Origin of the sequence: Streptacidiphilus melanogenes (assembly GCF_000787835.1) — a bacterium.
Taxonomy (GTDB): Bacteria; Actinomycetota; Actinomycetes; order Streptomycetales; family Streptomycetaceae; genus Streptacidiphilus; species Streptacidiphilus melanogenes.
Map to the genome: position 1 here is coordinate 1 of NZ_BBPP01000050.1, position 26,910 is coordinate 26,910.

Annotated in this window: 24 protein-coding genes, 1 tRNA gene and 2 pseudogenes; 19 read left to right on the forward strand and 8 right to left on the reverse strand. The window is 72.8% G+C overall.

All coding sequences use genetic code 11. The annotated features are described in order from the left end of the window. From TR49_RS34070 to htpX, 9 genes and pseudogenes are all read left to right on the forward strand, one after another. A pseudogene (locus TR49_RS34070) lies at positions 1–615 on the forward strand (hypothetical protein); the annotation flags it as partial. Next, positions 612–1,574, forward strand: coding sequence for an NADH-quinone oxidoreductase subunit NuoH (gene nuoH / locus TR49_RS34075; protein WP_042388854.1), 963 nt, complete (start codon positions 612–614; stop codon positions 1,572–1,574). The pseudogene TR49_RS34070 and the gene nuoH, both read left to right, overlap by 4 nt. After that, positions 1,575–2,126, forward strand: a complete 552-nt coding sequence (locus tag TR49_RS34080; protein WP_042388857.1) for a NuoI/complex I 23 kDa subunit family protein — start codon at positions 1,575–1,577, stop codon at positions 2,124–2,126. Continuing rightward, positions 2,123–2,680 (forward strand): NADH-quinone oxidoreductase subunit J family protein, encoded by a 558-nt coding sequence (locus TR49_RS34085; protein WP_042388859.1) that lies wholly within the window; start codon positions 2,123–2,125, stop codon positions 2,678–2,680. The genes TR49_RS34080 and TR49_RS34085 overlap by 4 nt, the downstream gene beginning before the upstream one ends. A gap of 5 nt (positions 2,681–2,685) precedes the next feature. Further along, positions 2,686–3,069, forward strand: coding sequence for an NADH-quinone oxidoreductase subunit NuoK (gene nuoK, locus TR49_RS34090; RefSeq protein WP_042388861.1), 384 nt, complete (start codon positions 2,686–2,688; stop codon positions 3,067–3,069). Next, the gene (locus TR49_RS34095) at positions 3,066–5,078 is read left to right on the forward strand and encodes an NADH-quinone oxidoreductase subunit 5 family protein (RefSeq protein ID WP_042388865.1); all 2,013 of its coding nucleotides are present in this window, start codon (positions 3,066–3,068) and stop codon (positions 5,076–5,078) included. The genes nuoK and TR49_RS34095 overlap by 4 nt, the downstream gene beginning before the upstream one ends. A 67-nt stretch (positions 5,079–5,145) precedes the next feature. Further along, complete coding sequence (locus TR49_RS34100; RefSeq protein ID WP_042388869.1) at positions 5,146–6,696, forward strand: complex I subunit 4 family protein; 1,551 nt, start codon at positions 5,146–5,148, stop codon at positions 6,694–6,696. A 3-nt stretch (positions 6,697–6,699) separates the two neighbouring features. Beyond that, the gene (locus tag TR49_RS34105; protein ID WP_042388881.1) at positions 6,700–8,223 is read left to right on the forward strand and encodes an NADH-quinone oxidoreductase subunit N; all 1,524 of its coding nucleotides are present in this window, start codon (positions 6,700–6,702) and stop codon (positions 8,221–8,223) included. 134 nt (positions 8,224–8,357) lie between these two features. Further along, positions 8,358–9,230 (forward strand): zinc metalloprotease HtpX, encoded by an 873-nt coding sequence (htpX, locus tag TR49_RS34110; protein ID WP_042388882.1) that lies wholly within the window; start codon positions 8,358–8,360, stop codon positions 9,228–9,230. A gap of 17 nt (positions 9,231–9,247) precedes the next feature. Here htpX and TR49_RS34115 read toward each other — a convergent pair whose 3' ends face one another. Together TR49_RS34115 and TR49_RS34120 are read right to left on the reverse strand one after the other, a co-directional pair. Further along, positions 9,248–10,591 carry an NRAMP family divalent metal transporter gene (locus tag TR49_RS34115; RefSeq protein WP_236653650.1) on the reverse strand — a complete coding sequence of 448 codons (1,344 nt, stop codon included), beginning with the start codon at positions 10,589–10,591 and terminating at the stop codon, positions 9,248–9,250. Next, positions 10,588–11,985, reverse strand: coding sequence for a magnesium transporter MgtE N-terminal domain-containing protein (locus TR49_RS34120; RefSeq protein WP_042388885.1), 1,398 nt, complete (start codon positions 11,983–11,985; stop codon positions 10,588–10,590). The genes TR49_RS34115 and TR49_RS34120 overlap by 4 nt, the downstream gene beginning before the upstream one ends. Before the next feature lie 465 nt (positions 11,986–12,450). Here TR49_RS34120 and TR49_RS34125 point away from each other — a divergent pair, with 465 nt between their 5' ends. Continuing rightward, positions 12,451–12,852 (forward strand): YccF domain-containing protein, encoded by a 402-nt coding sequence (locus TR49_RS34125; RefSeq protein ID WP_042388887.1) that lies wholly within the window; start codon positions 12,451–12,453, stop codon positions 12,850–12,852. 126 nt (positions 12,853–12,978) lie between these two features. Here TR49_RS34125 and mug read toward each other — a convergent pair whose 3' ends face one another. Both mug and TR49_RS46510 read right to left on the reverse strand, forming a co-directional pair. Continuing rightward, on the reverse strand, positions 12,979–13,533 hold the full coding sequence (gene mug / locus TR49_RS34130; protein WP_042388889.1) for a G/U mismatch-specific DNA glycosylase: 555 nt from the start codon (positions 13,531–13,533) through the stop codon (positions 12,979–12,981). Positions 13,534–13,609: 76 nt separating this feature from the next. Continuing rightward, a complete protein-coding gene (locus TR49_RS46510; RefSeq protein WP_042388892.1) occupies positions 13,610–14,962 on the reverse strand; it encodes a helix-turn-helix domain-containing protein in 1,353 nt (450 codons plus the stop codon). A gap of 174 nt (positions 14,963–15,136) precedes the next feature. Between TR49_RS46510 and TR49_RS34140 the strand changes: the two genes are divergently transcribed. Then, entirely contained in the window at positions 15,137–15,895 is a 759-nt protein-coding gene (locus TR49_RS34140; protein WP_042388896.1) for a DUF4232 domain-containing protein, read from the forward strand. Between the two features lie 23 nt (positions 15,896–15,918). On the opposite strand, the pseudogene sigJ reads toward TR49_RS34140, so the two are convergent. After that, a pseudogene (gene sigJ / locus TR49_RS34145) lies at positions 15,919–16,894 on the reverse strand (RNA polymerase sigma factor SigJ). Between the two features lie 213 nt (positions 16,895–17,107). Continuing rightward, positions 17,108–17,596, reverse strand: coding sequence for a YajQ family cyclic di-GMP-binding protein (locus TR49_RS34150; protein WP_042371753.1), 489 nt, complete (start codon positions 17,594–17,596; stop codon positions 17,108–17,110). A 185-nt stretch (positions 17,597–17,781) separates the two neighbouring features. Between TR49_RS34150 and TR49_RS34155 the strand changes: the two genes are divergently transcribed. Next, a tRNA-Tyr gene (locus TR49_RS34155) sits at positions 17,782–17,862 on the forward strand. A 172-nt stretch (positions 17,863–18,034) separates the two neighbouring features. After that, a complete protein-coding gene (locus TR49_RS34160) occupies positions 18,035–18,256 on the forward strand; it encodes a hypothetical protein (protein WP_042388899.1) in 222 nt (73 codons plus the stop codon). A 121-nt stretch (positions 18,257–18,377) separates the two neighbouring features. Here TR49_RS34160 and TR49_RS34165 read toward each other — a convergent pair whose 3' ends face one another. Together TR49_RS34165 and TR49_RS46515 are read right to left on the reverse strand one after the other, a co-directional pair. Continuing rightward, positions 18,378–18,782: a hypothetical protein gene (locus TR49_RS34165; protein ID WP_042388902.1), complete on the reverse strand. Its 405-nt coding sequence runs from the start codon at positions 18,780–18,782 to the stop codon at positions 18,378–18,380. Between the two features lie 296 nt (positions 18,783–19,078). Next, positions 19,079–19,210, reverse strand: a complete 132-nt coding sequence (locus TR49_RS46515; RefSeq protein WP_268874145.1) for a hypothetical protein — start codon at positions 19,208–19,210, stop codon at positions 19,079–19,081. 229 nt (positions 19,211–19,439) lie between these two features. Here TR49_RS46515 and TR49_RS44210 point away from each other — a divergent pair, with 229 nt between their 5' ends. From TR49_RS44210 to TR49_RS46040, 6 genes are all read left to right on the forward strand, one after another. Beyond that, positions 19,440–19,787, forward strand: coding sequence for an acyl carrier protein (locus TR49_RS44210; protein ID WP_042388908.1), 348 nt, complete (start codon positions 19,440–19,442; stop codon positions 19,785–19,787). A 174-nt stretch (positions 19,788–19,961) separates the two neighbouring features. After that, a complete protein-coding gene (locus TR49_RS34180) occupies positions 19,962–21,806 on the forward strand; it encodes a fatty acyl-AMP ligase (RefSeq protein WP_042388911.1) in 1,845 nt (614 codons plus the stop codon). After that, complete coding sequence (locus tag TR49_RS34185; protein WP_152627603.1) at positions 21,800–23,629, forward strand: acyl-CoA dehydrogenase family protein; 1,830 nt, start codon at positions 21,800–21,802, stop codon at positions 23,627–23,629. Before TR49_RS34180 ends, TR49_RS34185 begins: the two co-directional genes overlap by 7 nt. Next, a complete protein-coding gene (locus TR49_RS34190; RefSeq protein WP_052434893.1) occupies positions 23,623–25,518 on the forward strand; it encodes an acyl-CoA dehydrogenase family protein in 1,896 nt (631 codons plus the stop codon). Before TR49_RS34185 ends, TR49_RS34190 begins: the two co-directional genes overlap by 7 nt. Positions 25,519–25,549: 31 nt before the next feature. Further along, on the forward strand, positions 25,550–25,816 hold the full coding sequence (locus TR49_RS34195) for an acyl carrier protein (protein WP_042388914.1): 267 nt from the start codon (positions 25,550–25,552) through the stop codon (positions 25,814–25,816). Further along, the coding region (locus TR49_RS46040; RefSeq protein ID WP_236653651.1) for a beta-ketoacyl [acyl carrier protein] synthase domain-containing protein at positions 25,816–26,910 on the forward strand (1,095 nt) is incomplete at its 3' end. The genes TR49_RS34195 and TR49_RS46040, both read left to right, overlap by 1 nt.

A 26,910-nucleotide genomic window follows, 5' to 3' on the forward strand; every position in this document is an offset into this window, starting at 1 on the left:
AGTCAGCCCCCGGCGTCGCCCGACACCGCCCCGGCTGCGCCGTCGGCCGCCCCGGCGACCTCGCCGGACATGCCGTGGCAGAGCCCGGACGCAGCCGCCGCGACGACCCGCCCGCGCCGCTCGCGCTCCGTCTCGGACGGCAGCGTCAGCCAGGCGGCGGAGCCGCAGACACCTGAGGCGCCCGCTGCGCCGCAGGCACCTGAGACGCAGGCCCCCGTTTCGGCCGAGCCGGAGGCCGGGCAGCCCGCTGCGCCGCAGGCGCCCGGCGAGGCGAGCCCGGTCGAGTCGGCTCAGCCTCGCCCGCGCCGCTCGCGCTCCGCGTCCGAGGGCAGCGTCAGCCAGGCGGCGGAGCCGCAGGCCTCCGAGCCGCAGGCCTCCGCGCCCTCGGCACCGGACGCCGAGTCGCCCGCAGCAGGCGGGGAGGCCGGCCCGGCGTCCACCACGGCCCCGGCGGCCCCCGCCGCGCCTCAGGCGCCCGGCGAGGTAAGCCCGGTCGAGTCGGAGCCGCAGGCCCGCGAGCCGCAGGCCAGCGAACCGCAGGCCCCCGAACCGGCGGAGCCGTCTGTCGAACCCGAGTCCGCCGAAGGCGGAGACGTTCCTGAGGAGGGCGCGTGACCACCACGCTCGACGCGCTGGTGCGCTGCATCGCCGTGCTCCTCGTGTTCCTCGTCTTCCCGCTGGTGATCGGGCAGACCGAGCACAAGGTGATGGCCCACATGCAGGGCCGTCTCGGGCCCATGTACGCGGGTGGGTTTCACGGGTGGGCACAGCTCGTCGCCGACGGGGTGAAGTTCGCGCAGAAGGAGGACGTCGTCCCCTCCGGGGCCGACCGGAAGATCTTCCAGCTCGCGCCCGCCGTGGCCCTGCTGCCGTACCTGCTCGCGCTCGTCGCCATCCCGCTCGGTCCGGGGGGCCTGCTCGGGCAGTCGCTCGACGCCGGGCTGTTCTTCGTGCTCGCCGTGATGGGCGTCGGCGTGCTCGGCTCGCTCATGGCGGGGTGGGCGTCGGCGAACAAGTTCTCCCTGCTCGGCGGTATCCGCACCGCCGCCCAGCTGATGGCGTACGAGCTGCCGATGTTGCTCGCCGCCGCCAGCGTCGCGATGGCGGCGGGGACGGTCTCACTGACCGGCATCCTCGGGGCGTTCCACTGGTGGTGGGTGCCCTGGCAGATCGTCGGCGGGTTCGTCTTCTTCGTCTCCGGACTCGCGGAGCTGCAACGGCCGCCGTTCGACATGCCGGTGGCCGACTCCGAGATCATCTTCGGCGCCTACACCGAGTACACCGGACTGCGCTTCGCGCTGTTCCTGCTCTCCGAGTACGCGGGCATCCTGGTCGTCTCCGCGCTGACCGCCGTCCTCTTCCTCGGCGGCTGGCACGGGCCTATGGCCGGCAGCCTCGGCTGGCTGTGGATGCTGCTGAAGACCTTCGCCCTGGCCTTCCTGGTGATCTGGATCCGCGTCACCTACCCGCGTCTGCGCGAGGACCAGCTGATGCGCTTCGCCTGGACCGTGCTCATCCCGCTCTCACTCGCGCAGCTCGCGCTGACCGGCATCGTCAAGGTGGTGATCTCCTAGATGGCTCCATTCCCCGGCCGCGGCCTGGCCAAGGGCCTCGCGGTCACCCTCCGCACGATGACCAGGAAGTCCGTCACCGCGCAGTACCCCGAGGTGCAGCCGGAGCTGCCGCCGCGTTCGCGCGGCGTCATCGCGCTGCTCGAGGAGAACTGCACGGTCTGCATGCTGTGCGCGCGCGAGTGCCCGGACTGGTGCATCTACATCGACTCCCACAAGGAGACGCTGCCGGCCGCCGAGCCGAACGCCCGCGCCCGCACCCGCAACGTGCTGGACCGGTTCGCGATCGACTTCTCGCTCTGCATGTACTGCGGCATCTGCATCGAGGTCTGCCCCTTCGACGCGCTGTTCTGGTCGCCGGAGTTCGAGTACGCGGAGGAGGACATCCACGACCTCACCCACGAGCGCGAGCGGCTGCGCGAGTGGATGTGGACCGTGCCGGCCCCGCCCGCGCTCGACCCGGCCGCCGAGGACCCCAAGGAGATCGCCGCCGCCCGCAAGGCCGCCGAGAAGGCGCACGCGGCGGCGGAAGCCGCGAAGGAGACCGAGGCGTGAACCTGGCTGCCGTCGTCCCCCTCGACTCCACCCACGGGTTCCTCTCGCCGTCCGGCGTCGAGATCGTCTTCGTCCTCGTCGGCCTCGGCGTCCTCGGCGCCGCGTTGCTGACCGTCACCACCAAGCAGCTCGTCCACGCCGCGCTCTGGCTGGTCGTCGCACTCGGCGGGCTGGCGATCGAGTACCTGCTGCTGACGGCGGAGTTCATCGCCTGGGTGCAGGTGCTGATCTACGTCGGCGCGGTCGTCGTGCTCGTCCTGTTCGGGCTGATGCTGACCAGGGCGCCGATCGGCGTCTCGCCCGACGCCGACTCGGGCAACCGGTGGCTCGCGCTGGGCGTCGCCCTCGCCGCCGCCGCGACGCTGGTCACGCTCGTCGTGGACGCGTTCCGGTGCACCTGGATCGACCTCGGCACCGTCGCGGGCAGCACCAAGGCCAACGGCGTCACGCTGTTCCGCTACTGGGTGCTGCCGTTCGAGGCGCTGTCGGTGCTGCTGCTGGCCGCGCTGGTGGGCGCGATCGTCCTGTCCAGGCGCGAGAAGAAGGAGCCCTGAGCGGGATGCATCTCGTGTTCCCGGCCGTGCTCGCGGCCCTGCTCTTCTGTGTCGGTCTCTACGGCGTGCTGGCACGGCGCAACGCCGTGCTGATGCTGATGTCCGTCGAGCTGATGCTCAACGCCGTCAACCTCAACCTCGTCGCCTTCGACGTCTGGCTGCGCGACGCCCTGCACTCCGGCCAGGCGCTGACGTTGTTCACCATCACCGTGGCGGCCGCGGAGATCGGACTCGGGCTGGCCATCGTGCTGCTGATCTTCCGAAACCGCGGCACCGCGGACATCGACCGGGTGGGCCGCCTGACCGACGGCGACGAGAAGGCCGACGGCGACGAGAAGGCCGACAGCGCTGAGACGGTCGGCGACGATGAGATGGAAGGCGTCGGATGACCCTCACCCTCGCGATCCTCGTCCCGCTGCTGCCGTTCCTCGGCGCGCTCGCCGGCCTCGCTTCGGGCCGCCGCGCACCCGGGCTGGTCCGGCCGCTGGCCGTGCTGCCGACGCTGGCCTCGGCCGTGCTGGCGGTGCTGGTCCTGGCTCGGATCGGCACCAAGGGGCACCTCGACTCGGCCACGCGGCTCACGCCGACCGGCGGCCTGCCGATCTCCCTGTCCGTGCACCTGGACGGCATCGCGGTGCTACTGGCTGTGCTGGTCACCGTCGTCGCCACCTGCGTGCAGCTCTACTCGACGGCCTACCTGCGCGAGGACCCCCGCTACCCCTCCTACGCGGCACTGGTCTCGCTGTTCACGGCGGCGATGCTGCTGGTCGTCTACTCCGGCGACCTGATCGTGCTGCTGGTCGGCTGGGAGGTCATGGGCGTCTGTTCCTACTTCCTGGTGGGGCACCACTGGGAGCGCCCGGACGCGCGGTCGGCGTCGATCAAGGCGTTCCTGGTCACCAAGCTCGGCGACGTCCCCTTTCTCTTCGGCATCTTCGTGCTGGCCACCGACGCCGGGACCTTCCAGATCGACGGCATCCTCGGTGCGGCGGCCACCGGACGTCTGCACCACGCGACGCTCGCCGCGCTGCTGCTGCTCGGCGGCGTGGCCGGCAAGTCGGCGCAGTTCCCGCTGCACACCTGGCTCCCGGACGCGATGGCCGGTCCGACGCCGGTCTCCGCACTGATCCACGCCGCCACCATGGTCGCCGCCGGCGTCTACCTGGTGGCCCGGCTGGAGCCGGTCTTCCTGCTCTCCACCGCCGCGCTGGTGGTGCTCGGGATCATGGCCGTGATCACCATGATCGGCTCGGGTCTCTGCGCCCTCGCCCAGGACGACCTCAAGCGGGTGCTGGCCTACTCGACCGTGGGGCAGCTCGGCTACATGGCCGGAGCGCTCGCCGTCGGCGACCGCGACGCCGCCCTGTTCCACCTGCTCACCCACGGCGCGTTCAAGGCGCTGCTCTTCCTCTCCGCCGGTGTCGTCATCCACGCCGCGCACACCAACTCGCTGACGGCGATGAGCCGCATGGACGGCCTGCGCCGCCGTGTACCGGACGCCTACGCGACGATGGGCATCGGCCTGGCCGCCCTGGCCGGACTGCCGCCCTTCTCCGGCTTCTTCAGCAAGGACGCGGTCCTCACCGCCGCTGAGCACGCCGCCAACGGCGACGCGCTCACGGGCGGGCTCGGCCCGGCCGGGAACGTGCCGTGCTGGCTCGGCTGGACCGTGCTGATCGGCGGCCTGCTCACCGCGCTGCTCACCGCCGCCTACGCCACCCGGCTGTGGCTGCTGGCCTTCTTCCCGGTACGACGGGCCGCGGCCGAGGGCGTCGCCGGGTCGGGCGAAGCCGTCGCAGCGACCGTCGCACCGACCGCCGCCGCGGTCGCCGCGCTCGCCTCGGACGAGCCTGCCGGGCCGGTCGAGCCTGCTGCGATGGTGGCCCCATTGTGGCTGCTGGCCGTGCCCAGCGTGGCCCTCGGGCTCGTCGGGCTGTGGCCGCACGCCCTGCCCGCCTGGCTGGACGGCGTCTCGCTCACCCCCTCCGGGGTGACCTGGCCGATCGCCACCGGCGTCGCGCTGCTCGGCGCGGGCCTGGCCTGGCTGGCCTGGCGTCGCGCCGCAGCCCGGGTGCTCGCCGAGGCGGAGGCCGACGCCGCCGCGGCCGCGGACCCGGCGCCGCTGCTGCTCGGTCCGCTGCTCGGGCCCTCGCGCACCGGCTTCGGCGTCGACACCTGCTACGACCGCGCGTTCGTCCGCCCCGTCCTCGGCGCGGCCCGGCTGGTCTCCTTCCTGGACCGCGAGGTCGTCGAGACCTACGTCAAGGGCGCCGCGGGCACTCCCGGCCTGATCGGGCGCGTCGTGCGCCGCGCCCAGAACGGCAACACCCAGGGCTACCTGAGCGCGCTGGCCGCGGGCGTCGTGGTGCTGGCCGTGGTCGTGGCGGTGGCGCAGTGACGACCAAGGCAGTGACGACCAAGGCAGTGACGACTCCGATCGTCCGCAGCACGGAGGCGACCGTCCGATGACCGCCCTGCTCCTCGCCCTGCTCGCGCTGCCGCTGGCCGGCGCCGTCGCCACGCTGGTGCCGGCGCTCGGCGGGCGCCGCGCGCTCTGGTTCGGCGTCGCCGTCACCGGCGCGGACCTGGCCCTGGCGATCGCCCTGGCCGCCGGCTTCGACCTGCACCGCCCGGCCACCATGCAGGGCGTCACGAACGTCGCGTGGATCCCGGCGCTGAACGTCCGCTTCCACCTCGGCGTCGACGGCATCTCGCTGCCGCTGCTGGTGCTGACCGCGCTGCTGACCTTCCTGTGCGCGCTCTACTCGCTGAAGCGGCTGCCGTCCGGCGGCAGCGAGCGGGCCTGGACGGGGCTGCTGCTGCTTCTGGCCACCGGCATGCTGGCCACCTTCGCCGTGCTCGACCTGCTGCTGTTCTTCCTGGCGTTCGAGATCGTGCTGGTGCCCATGTACTTCCTGATCGCCCGCTGGGGCGGGGAGAACCGGGGTCCGGCCGCCTTCCGCTTCATCCTCTACACGCTGCTCGGCTCCGCCGTCATGCTGCTGGGGCTGCTGCTGCTCGGCCTCAAGGCCGGGACCTTCGACATGACCGCGCTGGCCGCGAACCACGGACTCGGCCTCTCCCGCGGCACCCAGATCATCGTGGTGCTCGCCGTCGGCCTCGGACTGGCCGTCAAGTCGCCGATGTGGCCCTTCCACAGCTGGCTGCCCGACGCCCACACCGCCGCGCCCACGGCCGGTTCGGTGCTGCTGGCCGGTGTGCTGCTGAAGATGGGCACCTACGGCTTCGTCCGGGTGCTGATCCCGAGCACGCCGCTCGGCATGCACACCCTCGCGCCCTACCTCGGCGCGTTCGCCGTCGTCGGCATCCTCTACGGCTCGCTCGCCTGCCTCTCGCTCGTCCGCCCCGGCGCCAAGGGCGACCTGAAGCGCCTGATCGCCTACTCCTCCGTCGGCCACATGGGCTTCGTCCTGCTCGGCATCGCGACGCTGACCGCCACCGGCATCAACGGCGCGCTCTTCGCCAACATCGGCCACGGGCTCATCACCGGCCTGCTCTTCTTCCTCGTCGGCGCGGTCAAGGACCGCTACGGCACCGCCGACCTCGACGCGCTCGCCGGAGCGGGCGCCGACACCGGGGCGGCGCTGTACGGACGGCTGCCGCGCCTCGGCGGGCTGCTGGCCTTCGCCGCCGTGGCGAGCCTCGGTCTGCCCGGTCTCGCCGGCTTCTGGGGCGAACTGCTGGCGATGCTCGGCTCCTTCCAGCCCGCCGCCGGACTGTCCCGGCCGACGTTCGTGACCCTGATGGTGCTGGCCGGGCTCGGCACCCTGCTGACCGCCGCCTACCTCCTCTCCGTCGTGCGCCGCGTCTGCATGGGCGATCCGGCGCTGGAGCCACCGGCCGTCGCCAAGGCTCCGGCCCTCGCCGACGTCCAGGGCTACGAGGCCGCCGCCTGGACCCCGCTGGTCGTGCTGACCGTCGTCGCCGGGCTCTGGCCCGCACTGCTGCTCGGACTGACCACTCCCGCCGTCAAGGCCCTGCTCGGAGGCAGCTGAGCCATGCTGACCGTCGCCGCCCCTGCCGTGGACCAGCTCGCCGGTTCGCTGATCCAGTCCGTCGACTGGGCGGCGATCGCGCCGCCGCTGGTGCCCGCCGCTCTGGCGCTCGTCGTCCTCGTCGCCGACCTGTTCCTGCCGCCCGCGCGCAAGGCGCTGCTCGGCTGGGTGTCGGTGGCCGGGCTCGTCGCCTCGCTGGCCCTGCTGCTGCCGCTGCGTGGCGGCCACCACCGCACCTTCTGCCTCCCCGGCCAGGACCACGCCCCCGTGTCGTGCTCCTACGTGGCCGACCACTTCGCACTGGCTTTCCAGCTGCTGGTGCTGGCCGGAGCGCTGCTCGTGGCGCTGCTCTCGATCGTCTCCGTCGACGAGGACCGACTGCCCGCGGGCGAGTTCTGGTTCCTGCTGCTCGCCTCGACCTGCGGTGCGGCGCTGCTGCCCGCCTGCCGGGACCTGGCCTCGCTCGTCGTCGCGCTCGAGCTCGCCTCGCTGCCCGCGTTCGCGCTCGTCGCGCTGCGCCGCGACGGCCGCGGCGGGGAGGCCGCGCTGAAGTTCTTCCTGTCGTCGGTGACGGCGACGGCCGTCACACTGCTGGGCGTCAGCTTCGTCTACGCCGCCACCGGCAGCCTCTACCTGGACCGGATCGCCGCGGCCCTGCCGAACGTGCCCGGCCAGCTGCAGCCGCTGACCGCCGTCGGGACCGTGCTGACCCTCGTCGGCTTCGCCTTCAAGACGGCGGCGGTGCCGTTCCACTTCTGGGTGCCCGACACCTACGCGGGCGCCCCCGTGCCCGTGGCCGGATATCTCTCCGTGGTCGGAAAGGCTGCCGGACTCTCGGGCCTGGCCGCAATCGCCGTGCTCGGTTTTCACTCCTACGGGCGAGACTGGGGCCTGGCCCTGGCCGTGCTGGCCGCGCTCACCATGACCGTCGGCAACGTCGGCGCGCTGCGTCAGCGCGGCGACGCCCCGCACAGCGCGGTCCGGCTGCTGGCCTGGTCCTCCGTCGCCCAGGCCGGCTATCTGCTGGTCCCCATCGCCGCCGCGGGCTACGGCGCGAGCGCGCACGCCATCGGCGCGACCGTGGCCTTCGCGCTCGTCTACGGCGTGGTCAACCTCGGCGCGTTCGCGGTCGTCACCTCGGCCGGCGCGCGGCTGACCGACTACCGCGGCCTCTTCTCGCGCCGCCCGGCGGCGGCGCTGGCGATGGCCTTCTTCCTGCTGAACCTGGCGGGTCTGCCGCCGGGCGTGGTGGGCCTGTTCGGCAAGGTCGTCGTCTTCCGCGCGGTGGTCGACGCGGGCATGGGCTGGCTGGCCGTCATCATGGCCGTCAACGTCGTGATCGCGTTGTACTACTACCTCGTCTGGACCGCCCGGTTGTTCCAGTCGGCCCCGGACGCGGTCGGCACCCGCCGCCGGGTTCCGGCCGCGCTGGTCGGCGCGCTGGCGCTGGCCGCCGCGCTGGGTGTGGTGCTGTCGGTGGACCCGCAGATCGTGATGCAGCTCGCCTCGGGTTCCCTCTTCGGCTGACCGGCCGGGGCGGCGGCCCCGCACCGCAGCCGGGATCCGCACAGGTGAGAAGGGAACTAGAGAATCCGTCTCACCCGTTGAAAATCCTGAACGGGCTGTGAAAGACACCCCCCACGCACGTCTCGGAGGGCTTCGTGCACCGCCAGCACAACGGTCTGAAGACGGCCGTACTCCTCGGCGCGATGTCTGCGCTGATCCTCGTGATCGGCAGCTTCTGGGGCCGGACCGGCCTGCTCATCGGGTTGGTCGTCGCGCTGGCGACCAACGGCTTCGCCTACTGGAACAGCGACAGGCTGGCACTGCGCTCGATGCGGGCACGCCCGGTCAGCGAGATCGAGGCGCCGGTGATGTACCGGATCGTCCGCGAACTCTCCACCTCCGCGCGGCAGCCGATGCCGCGGCTCTACATCTCGCCCACGGACGCGCCCAACGCCTTCGCCACCGGCCGGAACCCGCGCAACGCCGCGGTCTGCTGCACCCAGGGCATTCTCAACATCCTGGACGAGCGGGAGCTGCGCGGCGTGCTCGGGCACGAGCTGTCCCACGTCTACAACCGGGACATCCTCATCTCCTCCGTGGCGGGCGCGCTCGCCTCGGTGGTGATGTTCCTGGTCAACTTCGCCTGGCTGATCCCGATCGGGCGCAGCGACGACGACGAGGGTCCCGGCCTGATCGGGATGCTGCTGATCATGATCCTCGGCCCGCTGGCCGCGGGCATCATCCAAATGGCCGTCAGCCGCTCCCGCGAGTACCAGGCGGACGCCTCCGGCGCCCAGCTGACCGGGGATCCGCTCGCCCTGGCGAGCGCGCTGCGCAAGCTGGAACGCGGCACCCAGATCCTGCCGCTCCCGGCCCGGCCCGAGCTGGAGACCACCAGCCACATGATGATCGCCAACCCGTTCCGGGCCGGTTCCGGCGGCGGGATCGCCACCAGGCTGTTCTCGACGCACCCGCCCATGCCGGACCGGATCGCCCGGCTGGAGCAGATGACCGGCCGCCGGGTCTGACGGGAGGCGAGGGCGCGTCAGGCCAGCCCGAACCAGCCGAGCACGGTGTCCACCAGCAGGATCGTCGACATCAGCGCGACGCCCACCACGACGACCGTGGCCACGATCCGGTAGCGCGGGCTGTTGGCGTGCGAGCCCAGCAGGCTGCGGCGGTTGGTCAGGATCAGCAGGTAGACCAGGATGATCGGGGTGATCAGGCCCTGCAGCACCTGAGTGCCGATCAGCAGCTGGATCACGTCCACCGGCGTCATCGCCACGGCCGCGCCCAGCAGGATCTGCGCGGTGAACAGGCTGAGGAAGAACGGCGCGTCGCGGAACGAGCGGGAGACGGAGCGCTCGACGCCGGCCGCCTCGCCGATCGCGTAGCTGGCCGAGAGCGGCACGACCGCCCCTGCCAGCGCGGAGGCGCCGATCAGGCCGAGGGAGAACAGCAGCTCGGCGCTCTGCCCGGCGACCGGTTGCAGCGCCTTGGCCGCGTCCGCGGCCGAGTTGAGCGGACCGGTGCCGCCGATGGCCGAGGCGGTGGCGATGATGATGGTCAGGCTGATGGTGCAGGCGAAGACGGCGCCGATGATCGCGTCCGCGCGGATCAGCGGGTAGTCGATGGTCCGGGTGCCGCGGTCGACCACCCCGGCGGCGGCGTAGAACTGCATGTAGGGGCTGACGGTGGTGCCGATCAGGGCGACGGCCAGCAGGATGAAGGCCTTGTCGCCGGTCAGGTGCGGGATCACCAGGTTCTTGCCGACCACGCCCCAGTGCGGCTTGCCCATGATCATCGCGATCGGGTAGGCGAAGAAGACCAGCGACATCACCAGGAAGATCCGCTCGGCGTAGCGGTAGGAGCCGAACAGCACCAGCCCCCACAGCAGCAGCGCGGCGGGCGGGATGATCGCCCACTTCGGGATGCCCAGCAGCTCGAAGCCCGCGCCGATGCCCGCGAACTCGGAGACCACCAGGCCGGTGTTGGCCAGCAGCAGGCAGCCCAGCGCCAGCGCGGTCGCGCGCAGGCTGAACTGCTCGCGGATCAGCGCACCCAGGCCCTTGCCGGTGAAGGCGCCGAGCCGGACCGCCATCTCCTGGACCAGCACCAGCGCGATGGTCACCAGGACCATGAAGAAGAGCGTCCCGTAGGTGAACTGAGAGCCCGCGCTGGCGTAGGTGGCGATGCCGGCCGCGTCGTTGCCCGCGTTCGCGGCGACCAGGCCGGGGCCGGCCACGCCGACCAGGGCCACGATCCTCGCCCAGCGGTTCCAGCGGGTGACCCGCCCCAGCACGGGCACCCGGGCCAGTCGGCTCGCCGGCGCGGCGCCGGGCTCGGCCGTCGTGGCCTCGCCCTGGGCGCTGTCGGTGTCGACGGTCACTGCAGGAACCTCCGGAAGTGCAGGCGGCCGCGGGCGGGCAGCAGGTGGTCGAGGACGTCGTCGGCCAGGATCCGGCCGAGGGGACGCCGCTCCTCGTCCACGACCAGGAGCGAGGACGCGCGTGAGGCGACCAGCCGCGCGGCCACGTCGCCGAGCTTGGTGTGCGCCTCCACCGCCTCGTCGCGGGTGAACTGGCTCAACCAGTCCGCGATCTCGCCGATCGTGGTGCGGTCCTCGGCGACGGTCAGGTCGTACAGCGGGATGTCGGCCAGCAGCCGGCCGTCGGCGGCCACCAGCGCCACCGCGTCGATCTCGGTGCGGTGCTCGGCGGAGGTGGCCAGCTCGGCGCGGATCTCCGCGACGGTCTGCTCGCGCAGTGCGGTCACCAGGCGGGTCGTCATCGATCCACCGGCGGTGTCCTCGGGGTAGGCGAGCAGCTCGCGCAGCTGCGCCGCCTCGTCGTCGCCGATCCGGGTGAGCAACTGCTCGCGCTCGTCGTGCTGCAGGTCGCGCAGCGCCTCGGCGGCCTCGTCCGGCTCCATCTCCTCGACCAGCCGGGCGGCGCTCTCCGGCGGGGCCTCGCGGAGCAGGTTCTCCAGCTCGGCAGGCTCCATCTCCTCCAGGGCGTCGGCGGCGTGCCCGGGGTCGAGCATGGCCAGCAGCTGCTGGCGCTCGGCGCGGCCGAGGTCCTCCAGCAGGTCGGCCAGCTCGGACGGGCGCAGCCGGTGCAGGGCGGAGCGGGACGCGTTGAGCCGCACCTCGGCCGGGCCGTCGGTGGCGTTCTCGGCGAAGGGCGCGACCGTCTGCCAGTCGACCACTCGTTCGGGTGTAGCCCGGGTCTGCCAACGCTTGGGGCCGAGCCGCCGCAGTAGGGTGGGGAGACTGACATCGACTCCCACCAGCAGCACCCGGCCGCCGACGGGCGCGAGGTAGAGGTCGGCCGCGCGGTTCACCTGCACGCCGTCCACGTCGACCAGTTGATGGTCCAGCACATCGCGTCCGAGCAGCACCTCGCCCGGGCGGCGGACGAAGTCGGTCAGGTCCATCCGCGCGCTCTTGAGCTGCACCCGGTCGGCGCGGATCTGTCCGATCGCGGAGGCGGCCAGGAACGAGCGGCGGCGTCCGACGCGGACGACCAGGCCGGTCACGGGCGGGTAGGGCTCGTTGCCGTACAGCCGCGCGACGACGTCGACGACGCGGCCGACCTCATCCCCCACCGGATTGAGCACCGGCCGACCGGTCAGGCCGGCGAGGGAGACGAGGGCCTCGCGCACGGCGCGCGAGGCGGTGGCCTGGCGGACCAGCTGCACACGGCGGCCGCGCAGTCGTGCCGTCGTGCCCGTGAACAGGGCTGACGAGCTCGGGCTCACGTTGGACGAGGTGGTGGAAGGCATGGCGGTGACACCCCCAGTTACCCGCGCGAAGGCGGAGCAGGGCGGCACGAAACCGGACGGCCTCAGGCGCGGGCCAAGCGCGTGGCACGGTGGGCGCGGTCCGTGGGGGACACGCCTACCAGCGCGAGGCGGCCGACTTCGAGCAGCGGGAGAAGGCGGAGGACGAGGTGGGAACTGGATAGGGCTGACTATGGCCCGGACTACTGTCCACGTTTCGCCTCCTTCCGATCGGGGACGCCGCACACCGGTGCGTGGTCGCGTCGCTGCGAGTCGGCGGTCGGGGGTGCCGTTGACACAATGACAGGTCGACACGGTGACAACCGGCCGGATTCTACCCAGGTCGAGCAGCAGCACGCCATTGGTCCAGCTAGCGCCCCGAGTGGCAGCCGCTCGACGGGGGAACCAGACTGTCATGGACGGGCGTGGAACGTGGTGGAATCGGAAGCGTCGACACGGAGGAGAGAAGTGAAGCTGATCAACTTCGTCCTGAACGTCGTCTGGCTGGTCTTCTGCGGCCTGTGGATGGCGCTCGCCTACGTGGTCGCCGGGATCATCTGCGCGATCCTGATCATCACCATTCCGTGGGCCATCGCCTCCTTCCGCATCGCCCTGTACGTGCTGTGGCCGTTCGGGCGGACGACGAGGGTGCGCGACGACGCGGGCGCCGCGTCCTGCGCGGGCAACGTGGTCTGGTTGATCTTCGCGGGCTGGTGGCTGGCCATCGGCCACGTGGCCACGAGCATCGCGCTGGCCGTCACGATCATCGGCATCCCGTTCGCCTGGGCGAACCTGAAGATGATCCCGGTCTCGCTGATGCCGCTCGGCCGCGAGATCGTCTCGACCGAGGACCGCTTCGCCGGCTGGTGAGCGCGCCGCCGGCCGCGGTCGCGGCGGGGTCGGCGTTCGGTCCGTGCAGTCGGCCGGACGATCCGTGCGGCGGGCGGTCGGTCGCTCGGTACGCCGCTCGGGCCGCTCGGCAGCCCGGTCAGCCGGTCAGCCCTCGACGGCCTCGCGCAGGCGGCGGAACTCCGCCGCGATGCCGTCCAGCGTGTAGTGGGCGTTGAGCCCGCTCGGGTTGGGCAGCAGCCAGACGCGGGTGTCCTCCGTCGCGCCGCCGAGCCCGAGCTCCTGCGGGCCGACCGAAGCCTTCGGCCGCCCGAACGCCGCCCGGTACGCCCCGATGCCGAGAACGGCGAGCGCCTTCGGCCGCCACCGCTCCACCCGCTCCACCAGCGCCTTGCCGCCCAGCCGGTACTCCTCGGCGCTCAGCTCGTCCGCCTTGGCGGTCGTGCGGGCCACCACGTTGGTGATGCCGAGCCCGAGCCCGAGCAGCTCGTCCTGCTCCTCGGGCCGCAACTGACGCGGTGTGAAGCCGCTGCGGTGCAGGGCGGGCCAGAACCGGTTGCCCGGCCGGGCGAAGTGCCGGCCGGTCGCCCCGGACCACAGTCCGGGGTTGATGCCGCAGAACAGCACCCGCAGATCGGGTCCGATCACGTCGTCGATGATCGCGTCCTGCGCGGCGGCCAGCTCTTCGGCGGTGGGTTTCACGTGCCCCAGTCTGCACCGGCGGACGGGGGCGGCGTGGCCCCGGTCCCGCCGCGGCTCGTCCTGGTTCTCGATCGAGCTAGTTCTCGATCGAGGTGTGGGACCAGGCGGTGCCGTCGTAGAAGTAGGCCGGGTCGCCCTGGAGGCCGACGGTGCGGAAGGGCCGGCCCTGGTCCTTGATCGCCATCCGCCCCTGGCGGTCGCCGCTGCTCCAGGCCAGTTCCAGGTACCAGCTGACGTCCTGGTCCACGCTGCTCGCGTCCACGTCCAGCACCTGCGGGTCACCGGTCGAGACCTGGTAGGGGAAGTTCGTCAGCGTGGACGTCTCGCCGGAGCCGACGTAGCCCGCCACGGGCTTGGTGCGCGGCACCGTGTCGTCGAGGTTCACGGCGAACGAGGCCGGGTTGAGCCCGCCGCCGCAGCCGGAGCCGGGAGTGAAGGCGTTCCCCTTCGGCGCCGGCCTGCTGCTGATCACGTGCACGTAGAGCGCGTGCAGCACCACCGGCTGCCCGGTCGTGCTCTGTACCGTCAGCTGCAGCCGCAGGTGTTTGCCCGGGACTCCGCCGAGAGCCGAGGCCCACGCGCCCGTCTGCTCCAGCGACGGCGGCGGGGGGACCTTGCCCGGCTGCTGCGACATCAGGAACCACTGACCGCACTGCATGTCCCAGTTGTCGGTGAGCACGTTGACCGCGATGAGCGGCTGCCCGTCGTCGCTGCCGCCACCGGCCGCCGCCGAGGCAGCGGGGGAGGCGGCGGAGCCTGAGGGGGACTGCGAGGGCTTCGCGGACGTGGGGGCCGTGGCCCCGCCGGTCGGGCCGGTCGCGCCGGTCGGGCCGGTCAGGTTGGTCGCACCCGTCGAGGCGCGCAGGGCGAGCGGGGTGGTCGCGCCCGCGTCCTGGGCCGGCCCGCCGCCCGACCCGTGAAACGCGAGCGGAAGGGCGGCGACGGCGGCGATCGCCGCGACGGCGCCGAGGACGAGCAGGGGCCGCCGCTGCCGCCGCGATCGCTGAGGCCGCTCGGCCACGACGTTCTCGACGCCTTCGATGCTCGCGACGGTCGCGGGCGGCTCGACTGCTTGGGCCGGCTCGACTGCCGGGGGCTCGACGGCCTCGGGCTCGACCGGTTCCGGCTTCCTTTCCACCGGCCGCTCGGACACCGGCCGCTCGGACACCGGTCGCTCGGGCTCACGGCGTGCGGCGTCCGCCAGCAGCCAGCGGCGGTGCAGCGTCACCAGTTCCTCCGGCGTCGCCCCGCAGAGGCGCGCGAGGCGCTCCACCGGGGCGTAGTCGGTGGGGACGGCAGCGCCGTTGCAGTAGCGGTGCAGGGTGGAGGTGCTGACGTGGAGTCGCGTGGCGAGCTGGCCGTAGCTGCGTCCCGAACGTTCCTTCAGCTCGCGCAGCATGCTCGCGAAATCCTCGATGTGCGTGGCCATCCCACTCTCCCCCTCGTCCCGCAGCGCCGTTCCAGGCAGTGCCATCCTCGCAGCTCAGAACGGTGGAAACGTTCCAGCGTCCCTGACTGTCGCGAGACTGTGGCATCCGGGACGGATCCGGCCCGACGGTGGTGACGCAAGCCAAGCCGACGATCACAGCGAAGGTCAGCCACCATGTCGATGAAGTCCGCTCTCACGTCCGCCGCCGTTCTCACCCTCGGGGCGCTCGCTCTCACCGCCTGCCAGCCGGGCACGGCCGGAACGGCGGGCGGGTCCTCGCCGTCCGCCGTCGCGTCGAGCTCGGGGGCCGGCACCGCCGGAGCGTCCGGCACGTCCAGCAGCACCTCGGGGCTGCCCGTCTCCGCCCCGTCCGCCTCGTCGCACGGCGGCGGCACGGGCGGGTCCGGCGGTCCCGGCGGCACGGGCGGCTCCGGCAGCTCGGGCGGTGACGCGACGAGCGACAGCTACGCCTACAAGCACCCCTGCGCGCCGCAGCAGCTCTCGGTGCACGTGGTCCGCCGCTCGGGCGCGCCCTCCCAGCGGGTGATCGAGGTCCGCAACAACGGGTCGCGCTCCTGCGGCCTCAGCTACTTCCCGCTGGTCTCGCTGGACAACGCGAAGGCGGCGGACGGCAGCCAGGCGGTCAGGCCGCTGATCCCGAGCGGCCTCGGCGGCGCGCCCGCCTACCCGGTCTACGCGGGCCGGACCGCCTACGCCGTCATCGACCTCGACCCGAGCGGCGCGACCACCGGCACCGTGGCCGGGGTCGACGAGCTGAACGTGCTCGCCGACGGCGACCACATGCCGAACGCCGCCACGCTGAACTTCCCCCTCGGCGACGGCGCGCTCGTGCTGAAGCCCAAGCTGGGCCTGTACCGCGACAACATCGCGGACGCCGTCAGCTCGATGCAGTCCGCGGACTACCAGTCCTGAGCGTCCGGGCCGACGTCGCCGGTCTAGTGGCGGAGCGCCCATGCGTCCGCCACGGGGCCCAGATGGCCGAGCTTGTCGGGATTGACCACCGAGCGGACCGTCTGGATCCGTCCGCCGAGCGTCTCCAGGACGAGGACGGTGAGGATCCGGCCGCCCCGGTCGCGAAGGAGTGCGCCCGGCTCGCCGTTGAGCGAGTGCGGCTCCACGACGACGCCCGCGCGGGCGAACGGCGCGGTGAGCGAGACCAGCAGCCGGGCCACGTTCTCGGCGCCGAACACGCCGGCGCCCCGCTGCGGCACCCTGCCGCCGGTGTCGCCGACCATCGCGGCGTCGGCGGCGAGCAGGGCGGGCAACCCGTCGACGTCGCCCTCCCGGAAGGCGTCGAGGAACCGGTCGGCGAGTTCCTCCCGCTCGCGGCGGTCCGCCTCGAACCGCGGCCGTCCGGCGTCCATGTGGCGCCGCGCCCGCACGCTCAGCTGCCGACAGGTCGTCTCCGAGCGGCCGATGGCGGACGCGATCTCGGAGAAGCCGAAGCCGAAGACCTCGCGGAGCACGAAGACCGCCCGCTCGGGTGGGGTCAGCCGTTCGAGCAGCAGCAGCGCGGCCATGGACATGGGGGCACCTCCCGGCCGAAGGCTGGGGGAGAGTCGGCGAGCTCCGCGGAACGCTCAGGGTCCTGGTAGGGGTCGGCGAGCACGGGCTCGGGAAACCACGGCCCGACGTACTGCTCCCGCCGCACCCGGGCGGAGCGCAGCACGTCGACGGAGATCCGGGTGACCACGGCGGAGAGGAAGGCCCGCGTGGAGGCGGGCCGTGTCGAGGTCGCCTCCCAGCGCAGCCAGGCCTCCGGGACCGCATCCTCCGCGTCGCCCACGCTGCCGAGGAGCCGGTAGGCGATACCGAGCGGCAGGGGCGCAGCTCCTCGAACTCCTCGGCCCTCCCGGCGCGCGTCCCGCCGGTGCCGCCGCTCCGGCTCGTGCTGCCGGTCCTGCCCGTCATGCCGTTGTCCCAGCACTCCGGTCCCGCCTGCCACGAACACGCGCATCCGGATCACTCTCCCCGCCGCGGGGGCCCGCTTAGCCGCCGCCTAGACGGGCCCCTCCCACCAGCTGGACGAGACAGCGCCTCGCGGTGTGACATCGGCGCGCCGACCTGCGACGACACAGGCCGACGCGCCGCGTGGGCGCGCGCGTTCGGCGTCCGGTTCCCGGCTCAGCGGTAGTTCACGAACTGGACCGCGAAGTCCAGGTCCTTGCCGCGCAGCAGCGTCTGGACGGCCTGCAGGTCGTCACGGCTCTTCGAGCTGACCCGCAGCTCCTCGCCCTGCACCTGGGCCTTGACGCCCTTGGGGCCCTCGTCCCGGATGATCTTGGCGATCTTCTTCGCGTTGTCCTGGGTGATGCCTTCCTGGATGGTCGCGAAGATCTTGTACTCCTTGCCCGAGAGCTGGGGGTCGCCCGCGTCCAGTGCCTTCAGCGAGATCCCGCGCTTGACCAGCTTGGTCTGGAAGACGTCGAGGATGGCCTTGACCCGCTCCTCGCCGTTGGCCTTCATCTCGATCTTCTCGCCGGACCACTCGATGGACGCCCCGACGTTCTTGAAGTCGAAGCGCGTGGCGATCTCGCGGCCGGTCTGGTTGAGCGCGTTGTCGACCTCCTGCCGCTCGACCTTCGAAACGATGTCGAAACTGGAGTCGGCCATGATGCTTGAGTCTCCTTGATTCCTTCGGGTCCCGTGCACCGGCCCGGGCACGGCGGTCGATCCAGCCTAGCCACCCGTCCGGCCTCCCGCCCGCCCCCCACACTGATCAACCGAGTGGCGAAGCACCCCCCACCATCAGGTATGGTTTACGACGTCGGAGCGGGGGACCGCGAAGACACATCCCTGGCGGGTTGCCCGAGCGGCCAAAGGGAGCAGACTGTAAATCTGTCGCGCAAGCTACGCAGGTTCGAACCCTGCACCCGCCACGTGGAAGCCGAGAGGCCCCGGACCAGCACAAGCGGTCCGGGGCCTCTCGCATGACATCGTCCCGTGGCTCACCGTTTGACCCCGTGATTCCCCGCCTCTTCTGGCACGAGTACGGCAGGCCATGGCTGGCGCTGCTCCGGGTGCGGCAAGATCTCTCCGGGAGGGGCGGGCATGGATGTCGTGGAACTCATGGCGTGGCTGGCCGAGCACGGATGCTCTGCGGTCCTCAAAGCCGACGGCGAGCGTACGCCGGGCACACGTTGGATGGTGATCGTCTCCGGTGGCGCCTTGGGGGCAGGGTCCTTCTTCCGAGTTGATCTGCCGTCGCCGGATGCCTGCCTTCAGGCCGTCCTCGATCACCTTGAAGCGGTCGGTCTGTCCCCGTTCGCCTGAGCCCGGACATGAGCTTGGCTGATCACGGGGTCCGGTGGGCCGACAGGCTCCGCCCGGGCCGACAGGAACCGGCCGGGCAGAACCAGAAGCACGGTCAAGCGGGCTTCGGCAACCGTCGGATTCAGTCGCCGACGTTGATGATGGTGGGAGGCGCGGACGGAGTCCGGGGCGGACGGATCGTCAGGGTGCCCTTGCCGATGTCCCCGGTGAGCTTCTTGGCCTTGGCCCGGATGGCCGCTTGGCTCTCGGCGGAGGTGCGCTGGGTGCTCTGCTGCCGCACGGCCTGGTGCTGCACCGTCCCGGATCCCGAACTGCGGGAGGCGGAGGCAGAGGCTGAGGGGGATGCGGAGGCCGTCTGTGTGGGCACCGGGGCGGGCTTGGTCGGTGCGGGGGTCTGGCTTGCGTGGGCCGCGGTGTCGTGGACGGGCTGGGTGTCCTGATGGGTCCAGAGCCCCGCTCCCACGGCGAGGACGGCGGCCGTCGCGCCGAGGGGGAGCCAGACACGCCCGTGCGGTGGGGGACGCATTCGAGATCCAACTTCCGTGGCGGAGAAGACATGCGCACCGGATGCATGGCCTGCCTGGTCATCCGCGTGACGATGCGGATCCTATCCACCTGATTCCGCTTGTGGAAGCGTGGCCTCCCACGCCCGCGCGCAGTCAACGGAGGCGGGTGAGGGGGCCGGGTCGGTCGTTGGCGTGGCGCACGTCCACCCCTCCCTTGCGGACCACCTCGCGGGCCAGGCTGCAGAGGCCCGGGCCGGCGGGTGCCGGGCCGGGCCTCTCGGGTGGTGGGGAGGACCCCCGCGGGGAGGAGCGGAGGTCAGTCGGGGAGGGACGGGGAGGAGGCGCGGAGGGCGTCGGACTCCTCGAGGATCTCGTCGAGGTCGGCGTCGGAGAGGAAGGCGTCGTCCGGGGAGGGAGCCGAGGACGGATGGCCGGGGGTCTGCGTCATGGTCTGCGCCTCCAGAAGGCGAAAAGGGGCAGGACAGGGCAGGACGGACGGGCGGACCTCGGAACCGTCGCGGACCGTACCGGAGGAACACTCGAAGGCGGGGCGAGCGGAACGAGCGCGAGCGGTCTCGCGCAGGGCCGGTGACGTGCTCAAGGTCGACTCGAGGAACGCGGCGCACAGTGCGGCCCCGAGACGCCCACCGCTGAAACGGCCGAAGGAGCGAGCGACCATGGACACCGCACCCTGGGACCAGACGTTCGAGCGGACCGTCCGTGCGGCCCTGCCGTACCTGGAGCCGGACGAACCGCTGCTGCCCGTGACCTCGCTGCCCGACTGCGGGCTCGACTCGATGGGCATGATCCAGCTCACCGAGGTGCTCGAGCGCACGTACGGGGTCTCGTTCCCGCCGGGGACGATGCCGACGACGGCGTTCTCCTGCGCCGGGACGCTGTGGGGCGCGGTGCAGGCCGCCCGCGTCGTGCAGCAGTTGGACGCGGGGGACGGCAGCGGCGGCCGTCGCGCCACGAGCTCCGCGGCCGCTCGAGCCGGGCACCTGGCGCAGCCATGGCTGCCGTGAACGAACGGCCGTGAGAACGGCGATGCCCTTCGAGCACGGATGAGGTAGGTCGCGAGTCGGCCTCTGTCCGGTTCGACATGGTTGCGAGGGGCCCTCGAGAGTCCCGTCCCATCCTCGGCTCGAGCGGATCCAACGGAGGATCCCGCACACGGTCCGAGCTGAGGGGGAACAGACGTGACGAGTGGGGTCGAGCCGTCGAGCGCACGCACGTTCACCGAGCGGTTCCGTGCACACGCGGAGGCGCTGGGCAGGCGGAACGCGTTCGTCTTCCTGCACCAGAAGCCCAGCGGTCCGGAACCGGAGCGGGTCTCCTACCAGGAGCTGGACCGGGCCGCCCGCGGCATCGCGGCGTGGATCCAGGAGACGGGCAAGGCCGGCGACCGGGTGCTGGTGCTCCAGTCCTCCGGGCTGTCCTTCCTCACCAGCTTCCTCGGCTGCCTGTACGCGGGCGCCGTCGCCGTGCCGACGCCCGTGCCGGACAGCTCCAGCGCCAACCTGGAGCGGTTCCTCGGCATCATCAGAGATGCCAACGCGAGCCTGGTGCTGACCGACAGTGCGAACGCGCCGGAGATCTCCCAGCGGCTCGCCGAGGCGGGCCGCCCTCAGGTGCGGTGTCTGGCCACCGAGTTACTGCCCGAGGACAGCGCCGACAGCTGGGTCGAGCCGGCCTTCGCCCCCGACAAGCTGGCCTTCCTCCAGTACACCTCCGGCTCCACCGGCGAGCCCAAGGGCGTGATGGTCTCCCACGGCAACCTCGCCGCCAACCAGGAGACGATCCGTCGGGCCATGCGCACCGGCCCCGAGTCGGTCATCGGCGGCTGGCTGCCGTTCCACCACGACATGGGCCTGGTCGGCCACCTGCTGCACCCGCTGTGGCTGGGCGCGTCGGGCGTGCACATGGAGCCGGTGGCGTTCATCCGCCGCCCTGTCTCCTGGCTGCGCATGATCACCGAGTACCGGGTCACCACCGGCGGCGGCCCCGACTTCGGCTACCAGCTCTGCCTGGACCGGGTCAGCGACGCGCAGATGGAAGGGCTGGAGCTGTCCAGCTGGCGCAACGCCGTCAACGGCTCCGAGCCGATCAAGGCGAGCACGCTGAGCCGGTTCGCGGAGCGCTTCGCGCCCGTCGGGTTGCAGCGCGGCGCGCTGTACCCGTGCTACGGCATGGCCGAGGCGACGCTGCTGGTCGCCGGTGACACCCCCGGCCGGCAGCCGGTGCGGTTCCGGGCCGACGGCGCGGAGCTGGACGGTCGTCGCCTCGTGGGCGCCGGGGTCGTCGGCGGCGCCCCGCGCACGATCGTCAGCAGTGGCCGTCCGCACGGCTGCGAGCTGCGCGTGGTCGACCCCGACACGCACGCGAGCCTGCCCGACGGCACCGTCGGCGAGCTCTGGCTGCGGGGTCCCGGCATCGCGCTCGGCTACTGGAACCGGCCGCTGGAGACCGGCGAGACCTTCCAGGCCGTCACCGCCGAGGGCGACGTCGGCTGGTTGCGCACCGGCGACCTGGGAGTGCTGCACGAGGGTCGGCTGTTCGTCACCGGCCGGATCAAGGAGATCGTGATCCTGGCCGGACGCAACCTCTACCCGCAGGACATCGAGCGGGCCGTGCAGCGCGCGGACGCACAGTTCGGGTCCGGGGCCGCGTTCGGGATCGACACCGGCGAGACCGGGCGCGAGCAGGTCGTGCTGATCCAGGAGGTGCGCCGCCCCGGGCAGCCCGACACGGACTTCGCCGCGCTCGCCGCTGCCGCGCAGCGCAGCATCGTGCGGGAGTTCGACATCCCGGCGGAGAACGTGCTGCTGGTGCGCCCCGGCACGCTGCGCCGCACGACCAGCGGCAAGCCGCGGCGCGGCGAGATGCGGCAGCTGCTGCTCAACGGCTCGCTGCGCCCGATCCACTCGGTACTGCACCCGTACCTGAGCGAGCTGATCAGCAGCGGTGCGGGCAGCACGACCGCCGGCGCGATGGGCAACGCGATGGGCGGCGTGCCAGGCACGAGCAGGAGGCAGTCGTGGTGACCACGCCGCGGCGCAGCGCGCCCGCCCAGCTGGACTGGCCGCTGCCGCACCCGTCCTGGGAGCTCGGCGCCCGGCTGGACCGCGAGCTGGGCGACCCGGCCGACGACGCCGGGGTGCACTCCTACCAGGAGTCGATCCGGCTGGACGAGGGCGAGGAGTTCCCCGCCGAGCAGCTGGCCGCACTCGACCTGTGGGGGCTGCCGGAGTACTACGTCCCGGCCCAGTACGGCGGTCGGCTGACGGACTACCAGGACCTGTCCCAGCTGATCCGGATGCTGGCCCGGCGCGACCTCACGGTCGCGATCGCACACGGCAAGACCTTCCTGGGCGCGGCGCCGGTCTTCCTCTCCGGCGACCACGCGGCCGCCCGGCGGCTGGCCCGGCTGGTCCGGCGCGGCGCCCGGGTCTCGCTGGGGCTCACCGAGCGCACCCACGGCAGCGACATCCTGGCCGGTGAGCTCACCGCCGAGCACCACGGCGACGGCCTCCGCCTCAACGGCGAGAAGTGGCTGATCAACAACGCCACCCGGGGCCGGCTGCTGTCGCTGCTCACCCGCACCTCGCCCACCGGAGGCCCGCGCGGCTTCTCGCTGGTGCTGGTGGACAAGGACGAGCTGCCCGACGGCACCTACCGCCACCTGCCCAAGCTGCGCACGCTCGGCATCCGCGGCGCGGACATCAGCGGCGTCGTGCTGCAGGACGCGCCCGTCGGCGCGGACGCCGTCGTGGGGGGCGTGGGCGGCGGGGCCGAACTGGTGCTGCGCACGCTCCAGGTCACCCGGACGCTGTGTCCGGCGCTCTCGTTGGGCGCGGCCGACCACGCGCTGCGGCTGGCCGTCGGCTTCGCCCAAGAGCGGGAGCTGTACGGCAGGACGCTGGCCGAGCTGCCGCTGACCCGGCACACCCTCGCCGGGGCCTATGCCGACCTGCTGCTGTGCGAGGCGCTCAACACCGTCGCGGTGCGCAGCATCCACGCGCTCACCAGTGAGTTGGGCGTGACCGCCGCGGTGGCCAAGTACCTGGTGCCCTCGGTGGTCGACGACATCGTCGCCGAGCTCGGCGCGCTGCTGGGCGCCCGCAGCTTCCTCGCCGACCACTACGCCCACGGCCGCTACCAGAAGCTGGCACGCGACCACCGCATCGTCGGCATCTTCGACGGCAACACGATGGTCAACCTGTACTCGCTGGTGGTCCAGTTCCGGGCGCTGGCCCGCAGCTTCCTCGCCCCGGCGGACCACCGGCCGCGTCTGGCCTCGCTGTTCGACCTGGAACGGCGGCTGCCCGAGTTCGACCCGGCGCAGCTGGTGCTGGTGTCCCGATACGGCAGCAGCATCATGGGCACCCTGCCCGCCGCCCTGGCCGAGCTGCGCGCCGAGGCGGTGGACCGGCCCGCGCTGGCCCGCGCGGCCGAGCTGGCGGAGGAGCTGGACCGCACCGCCCGCGAGCTGCACGAGCGCATCGCGACGTGCACCTCGACCGTCGGCGACGCGGCCCCGTCCAGCTTCGAGGACGCCCGCCGGTACTCCCTGTGCTTCGCGGGCGCGGCGGCGCTCGGGCTGTGGCTGCACTCCCACCGCGCCGCCGAGTGCGGCCCGACGGGCGAACTGTGGCGGGACGGCCTGTGGTTGGAGGCCGTGCTCGACCGGGTGCTGCGGCGTCAGGCCCTCGGCGGGCCGGCCCGGCGGTCGGCGCCGGCGGCGGGCGGCGCCACCGAGGCGGACCTGAGCGAGCGGCTCGAGGCCCGGCTCATCGAGCAGTACCAGCGGGGCAGCCTCTTCTCGCTGCTGCCCTGCCCAGTGGCGGAGGGACCCGTTTCATGTTGAGCAGGCTGAACGACACGCCGTGCAGCGGCGATCCGGCAGAGGGTCCACGGGCACACGGCGCCACGCCCGACCTCGGGTGCGCCGACGTCGCCGTCGATGCCGACGCCGGCGAGCGGCGGATCCGCGAGCGGGTCGCCGCGTTCGAGGAACTGCTGGGCGACCCGCGCGACGAGGGCAACCCGTTCGGCAACGCCGCGCTGCTCGACGCCGACGAGCGCGGCGAGCTGTCGGCCGAGGCGGAGCGGGCGCTGGCCGCCTTCGGGCTCAACGACGAGTTCGTCCCCAGCGCGCTGGGCGGGAACCTGGACCGGATCGACGGGCTCGCGCGGGTGCTGCGCCCGCTCTTCCGGCGCGACGCGTCGCTGGGGCTCGGCTACGGCGTCACCTCGTTCCTGGCCGCGATCGCGGTGTGGGCGGCGGGCGACGAGGCGCAGCGACGCCGGACCGCTGACCTGCTGCGCGGGGGCGGCAGGCTGGCCATCGCCTACCACGAGCTGGCGCACGGCAACGACTTCGTCCGCAACGAGTTCTCCGCCCGCCCCGACGGCAGCGGCGGCTACCTGCTGGACGGGCGCAAGGACGTCATCAACAACGCCGGGCGCGCGGAGGGCCTGGTGCTGTTCTGCCTGACCGCGCCGCCCGGACAGCGCGGCCCGCGCAGCCACTCGGTGCTGCTGGTGGACACCGAAGGGCTACCCGAGGACGCATGGCGGGTGACGGACCGGTACCGGACGGTCGGCGTGCGCGGCTGCCAGGTGGCGGGATTCTCGTTCGAGCGGTGCCGGGTGCCGGGCGACGCCCTGGTGGGGCGTCAGGGCGGCGGCGTGGAGACGGCGCTGCGGTCCTTCCAGATCACCCGCAGCGTGGTGCCGGGCATGGTGCTGGGCGGCGCGGACACGGCGCTGCGCACGGTGGTGCGCTTCGCCACCAGCCGGGAGCTGTACCGCAGGTCGGTGCTGGACATCCCGCACGCGCAGGCGACGGTGGCCAGCGCCTTCACCGACCTGCTGGTCTGCGACAGCATCTGCCTGGCCGCGACCCGCGCGGTACACCTGCTGCCGGAGCAGACCAGCGTCTACGCGGCGGCGGTCAAGTACCTGGTGCCCAAGCTCCTCCAGGACGCCTGCTACAACCTCTCCATCGTGCTCGGCGCCAACTTCTACGTGCGCGACGGCGACTACGGGGTTTTCCAGAAGCACGTCCGGGACCTGCCCATGGTGAGCCTCGGGCACGCGGGCAGCGCTGCCTGCCAGGCGACGATCATCCCGCAGCTGCCCCGGCTGGCCCGGCGCTCCTGGACGCAGGGGACCCCCGCGCCCGAGGCGCTGTTCCGCACCGGCGGCGGGCTGCCGGCGCTCGACACCGACCGGCTGGTGCTGGCCGCCGAGGACGACGCCCTGGTGGCCTCGCTGCTGGCGGCCGCGGACCGGTTGGAGGGTCCGGGGGAGGCGGGCGCCGAGCTCGCCCCCGTCCGGGCCCTGGTCCGGGCGCTGGTGGCCGAGCTGAACCGGGTCCGCGAGGAGTGCCTGGCGCTGGGCCCGCACGACCGCACCGCGATGGCCAGCCCGCACGCCTACGCGCTGGCCGACCGCTACACCCTGCTGCTGGCCGGATCGGCTTGCGTCAACGTGTGGCTGGCGCAGCGTCAGGACGGCGGGGCCGGTGGTGACGGTGAGGGCTTCCTCGCCAACCCGCGCTGGGTGGTCGCCGCGCTCACCCGCGTCTGCCGCCACCTGGGCCTGCCGCTGCCCGAGGAGGCCGACGAGCACAGCGAGTGGATGCTCGCCGAGGTGCTCGGCCGGTACCACGAGGGCCGCAGCTTCGACCTGTACGACACCCACCTGGCCGGCCCGCTCGTCGACGACGAGCGCGCCGCCGCCCGCCACTGACTCGACTGGGCCGATTCGAAGGGACCACGCGATGCCTGCTGTCACGCCTCTCGAGGCTGAGTACCGCGACTGGCTCGTCACCCGGCTCAGCGGCTACCTGCGCCGACCGGAGAACGACATCAACGTCTGCATCCCGTTCAGCGAGTACGGCATGGACTCGGTGGCGGCCCTGAGCCTGTTCGGCGACATCGAGGACGCCTTCGGGCTGTACCTGGAGCCGACGGTGGCCTGGGACTACCCGACCATCGAGGCGCTGGCCCGCTTCCTGGTGCGGGCCGGGAAAGACGGGGAGCTGTGATGTCCGGACCGGTCGCCGTGGTCGGGCTCGACTGCCGGTTTCCCGGCGCACCCGACCCCGACGCGTTCTGGCGGATGCTGCTGGCGGGCGCGGAGAGCGTCTCGCCCCGGCCCGCCAGCCGGGGTGCTCACGCGCAGGAGCCGGGTGCGCCCGGCGGTTTCCTCGACGACGCCGACGCGTTCGACCACGCCTTCTTCGGGATCAGCCGGGCCGACGCGACGGCGATGGACCCGCAGCAGCGGCTGCTGCTGCAGACCGCCTGGCGGGCCCTGGAGGACGCCGGCCTGAGCCCGCTCCAGCTGGCGGGCAGCAGCACCGGCGTCTTCGTCGGCGCGATGGCCGACGACTGGGCCCGGCTCCAGCTCTCCGACACGGCCGAGCCGACGCCGCGGCTCGGCATCGGCGCGGGCCGTTCCATGCTCGCCAACCGCCTCTCGTACCAGCTGGATCTGCGCGGTCCGAGCCTGACCGTCGACTCCGCCTGCTCCTCGGCGCTGCTTGCGGTGCACCTCGCGGTCAACTCGCTGCTGGCCGAGGAGTGCGACACCGCCGTCGTCGGCGGCGTCAACCTGGTGCTGACGGACGCGCTCGACGCGATCTACCGTCAGGCCGGGCTCGCCGCACCGGACGGGCGCTGCAAGCCGTTCGGCGCGGCCAGCGACGGCATCGGCCGGGCCGAGGGCGTCGGCGCCGTGGTGCTGCGGCGCGCGGCGGACGCGCGCCGCGACGGGCAGCCGGCGCACGCCCTGCTGCTGGGCAGCGCGGTCAACCAGGACGGGCGCAGCAACGGCATCATGGCCCCCTCGCGCCGGGCGCAGCGCGAGGTGATGCTCGCGGCCTGCCGCCGGGCCGGGGTGGAGCCCGCCCAGGTCTCCTTCGTCGAGGCGCACGGCACCGGCACGCCGATCGGCGACCTGATCGAGGCGCGGGCGCTGGGCGACGTCTACGGGCCGGGCCGGGCGGAGCCCTGCGGGATCGGCTCGGTCAAGGGCAACATCGGCCACGCCGAGGGCGCGGCGGGGATCGCCGGGCTGATCAAGGCGACCCTCACGCTGCGCAACGGCGTGGTCCCGCCCCTGGCCACGGTCGGCGGC

What these genes read in the sequence shown, in the direction of transcription:
- nuoK (WP_042388861.1), top strand. Translation starts at nt 2,686, where the DNA reads ATGCATCTCGTGTTCCCGGCCGTGCTCGCGGCCCTGCTCTTCTGTGTC.
- TR49_RS34120 (WP_042388885.1), bottom strand. Translation starts at nt 11,985, where the DNA reads ATGCCTTCCACCACCTCGTCCAACGTGAGCCCGAGCTCGTCAGCCCTG.
- TR49_RS34150 (WP_042371753.1), bottom strand. Translation starts at nt 17,596, where the DNA reads ATGGCCGACTCCAGTTTCGACATCGTTTCGAAGGTCGAGCGGCAGGAG.
- TR49_RS34095 (WP_042388865.1), top strand. Translation starts at nt 3,066, where the DNA reads ATGACCCTCACCCTCGCGATCCTCGTCCCGCTGCTGCCGTTCCTCGGC.
- TR49_RS34100 (WP_042388869.1), top strand. Translation starts at nt 5,146, where the DNA reads ATGACCGCCCTGCTCCTCGCCCTGCTCGCGCTGCCGCTGGCCGGCGCC.
- TR49_RS34140 (WP_042388896.1), top strand. Translation starts at nt 15,137, where the DNA reads ATGTCGATGAAGTCCGCTCTCACGTCCGCCGCCGTTCTCACCCTCGGG.
- TR49_RS34195 (WP_042388914.1), top strand. Translation starts at nt 25,550, where the DNA reads ATGCCTGCTGTCACGCCTCTCGAGGCTGAGTACCGCGACTGGCTCGTC.
- TR49_RS34080 (WP_042388857.1), top strand. Translation starts at nt 1,575, where the DNA reads ATGGCTCCATTCCCCGGCCGCGGCCTGGCCAAGGGCCTCGCGGTCACC.
- TR49_RS44210 (WP_042388908.1), top strand. Translation starts at nt 19,440, where the DNA reads ATGGACACCGCACCCTGGGACCAGACGTTCGAGCGGACCGTCCGTGCG.
- TR49_RS34160 (WP_042388899.1), top strand. Translation starts at nt 18,035, where the DNA reads ATGGATGTCGTGGAACTCATGGCGTGGCTGGCCGAGCACGGATGCTCT.
- TR49_RS34105 (WP_042388881.1), top strand. Translation starts at nt 6,700, where the DNA reads ATGCTGACCGTCGCCGCCCCTGCCGTGGACCAGCTCGCCGGTTCGCTG.
- TR49_RS34190 (WP_052434893.1), top strand. Translation starts at nt 23,623, where the DNA reads ATGTTGAGCAGGCTGAACGACACGCCGTGCAGCGGCGATCCGGCAGAG.
- TR49_RS46515 (WP_268874145.1), bottom strand. Translation starts at nt 19,210, where the DNA reads ATGACGCAGACCCCCGGCCATCCGTCCTCGGCTCCCTCCCCGGACGAC.
- TR49_RS34165 (WP_042388902.1), bottom strand. Translation starts at nt 18,782, where the DNA reads ATGCGTCCCCCACCGCACGGGCGTGTCTGGCTCCCCCTCGGCGCGACG.
- TR49_RS46510 (WP_042388892.1), bottom strand. Translation starts at nt 14,962, where the DNA reads ATGGCCACGCACATCGAGGATTTCGCGAGCATGCTGCGCGAGCTGAAG.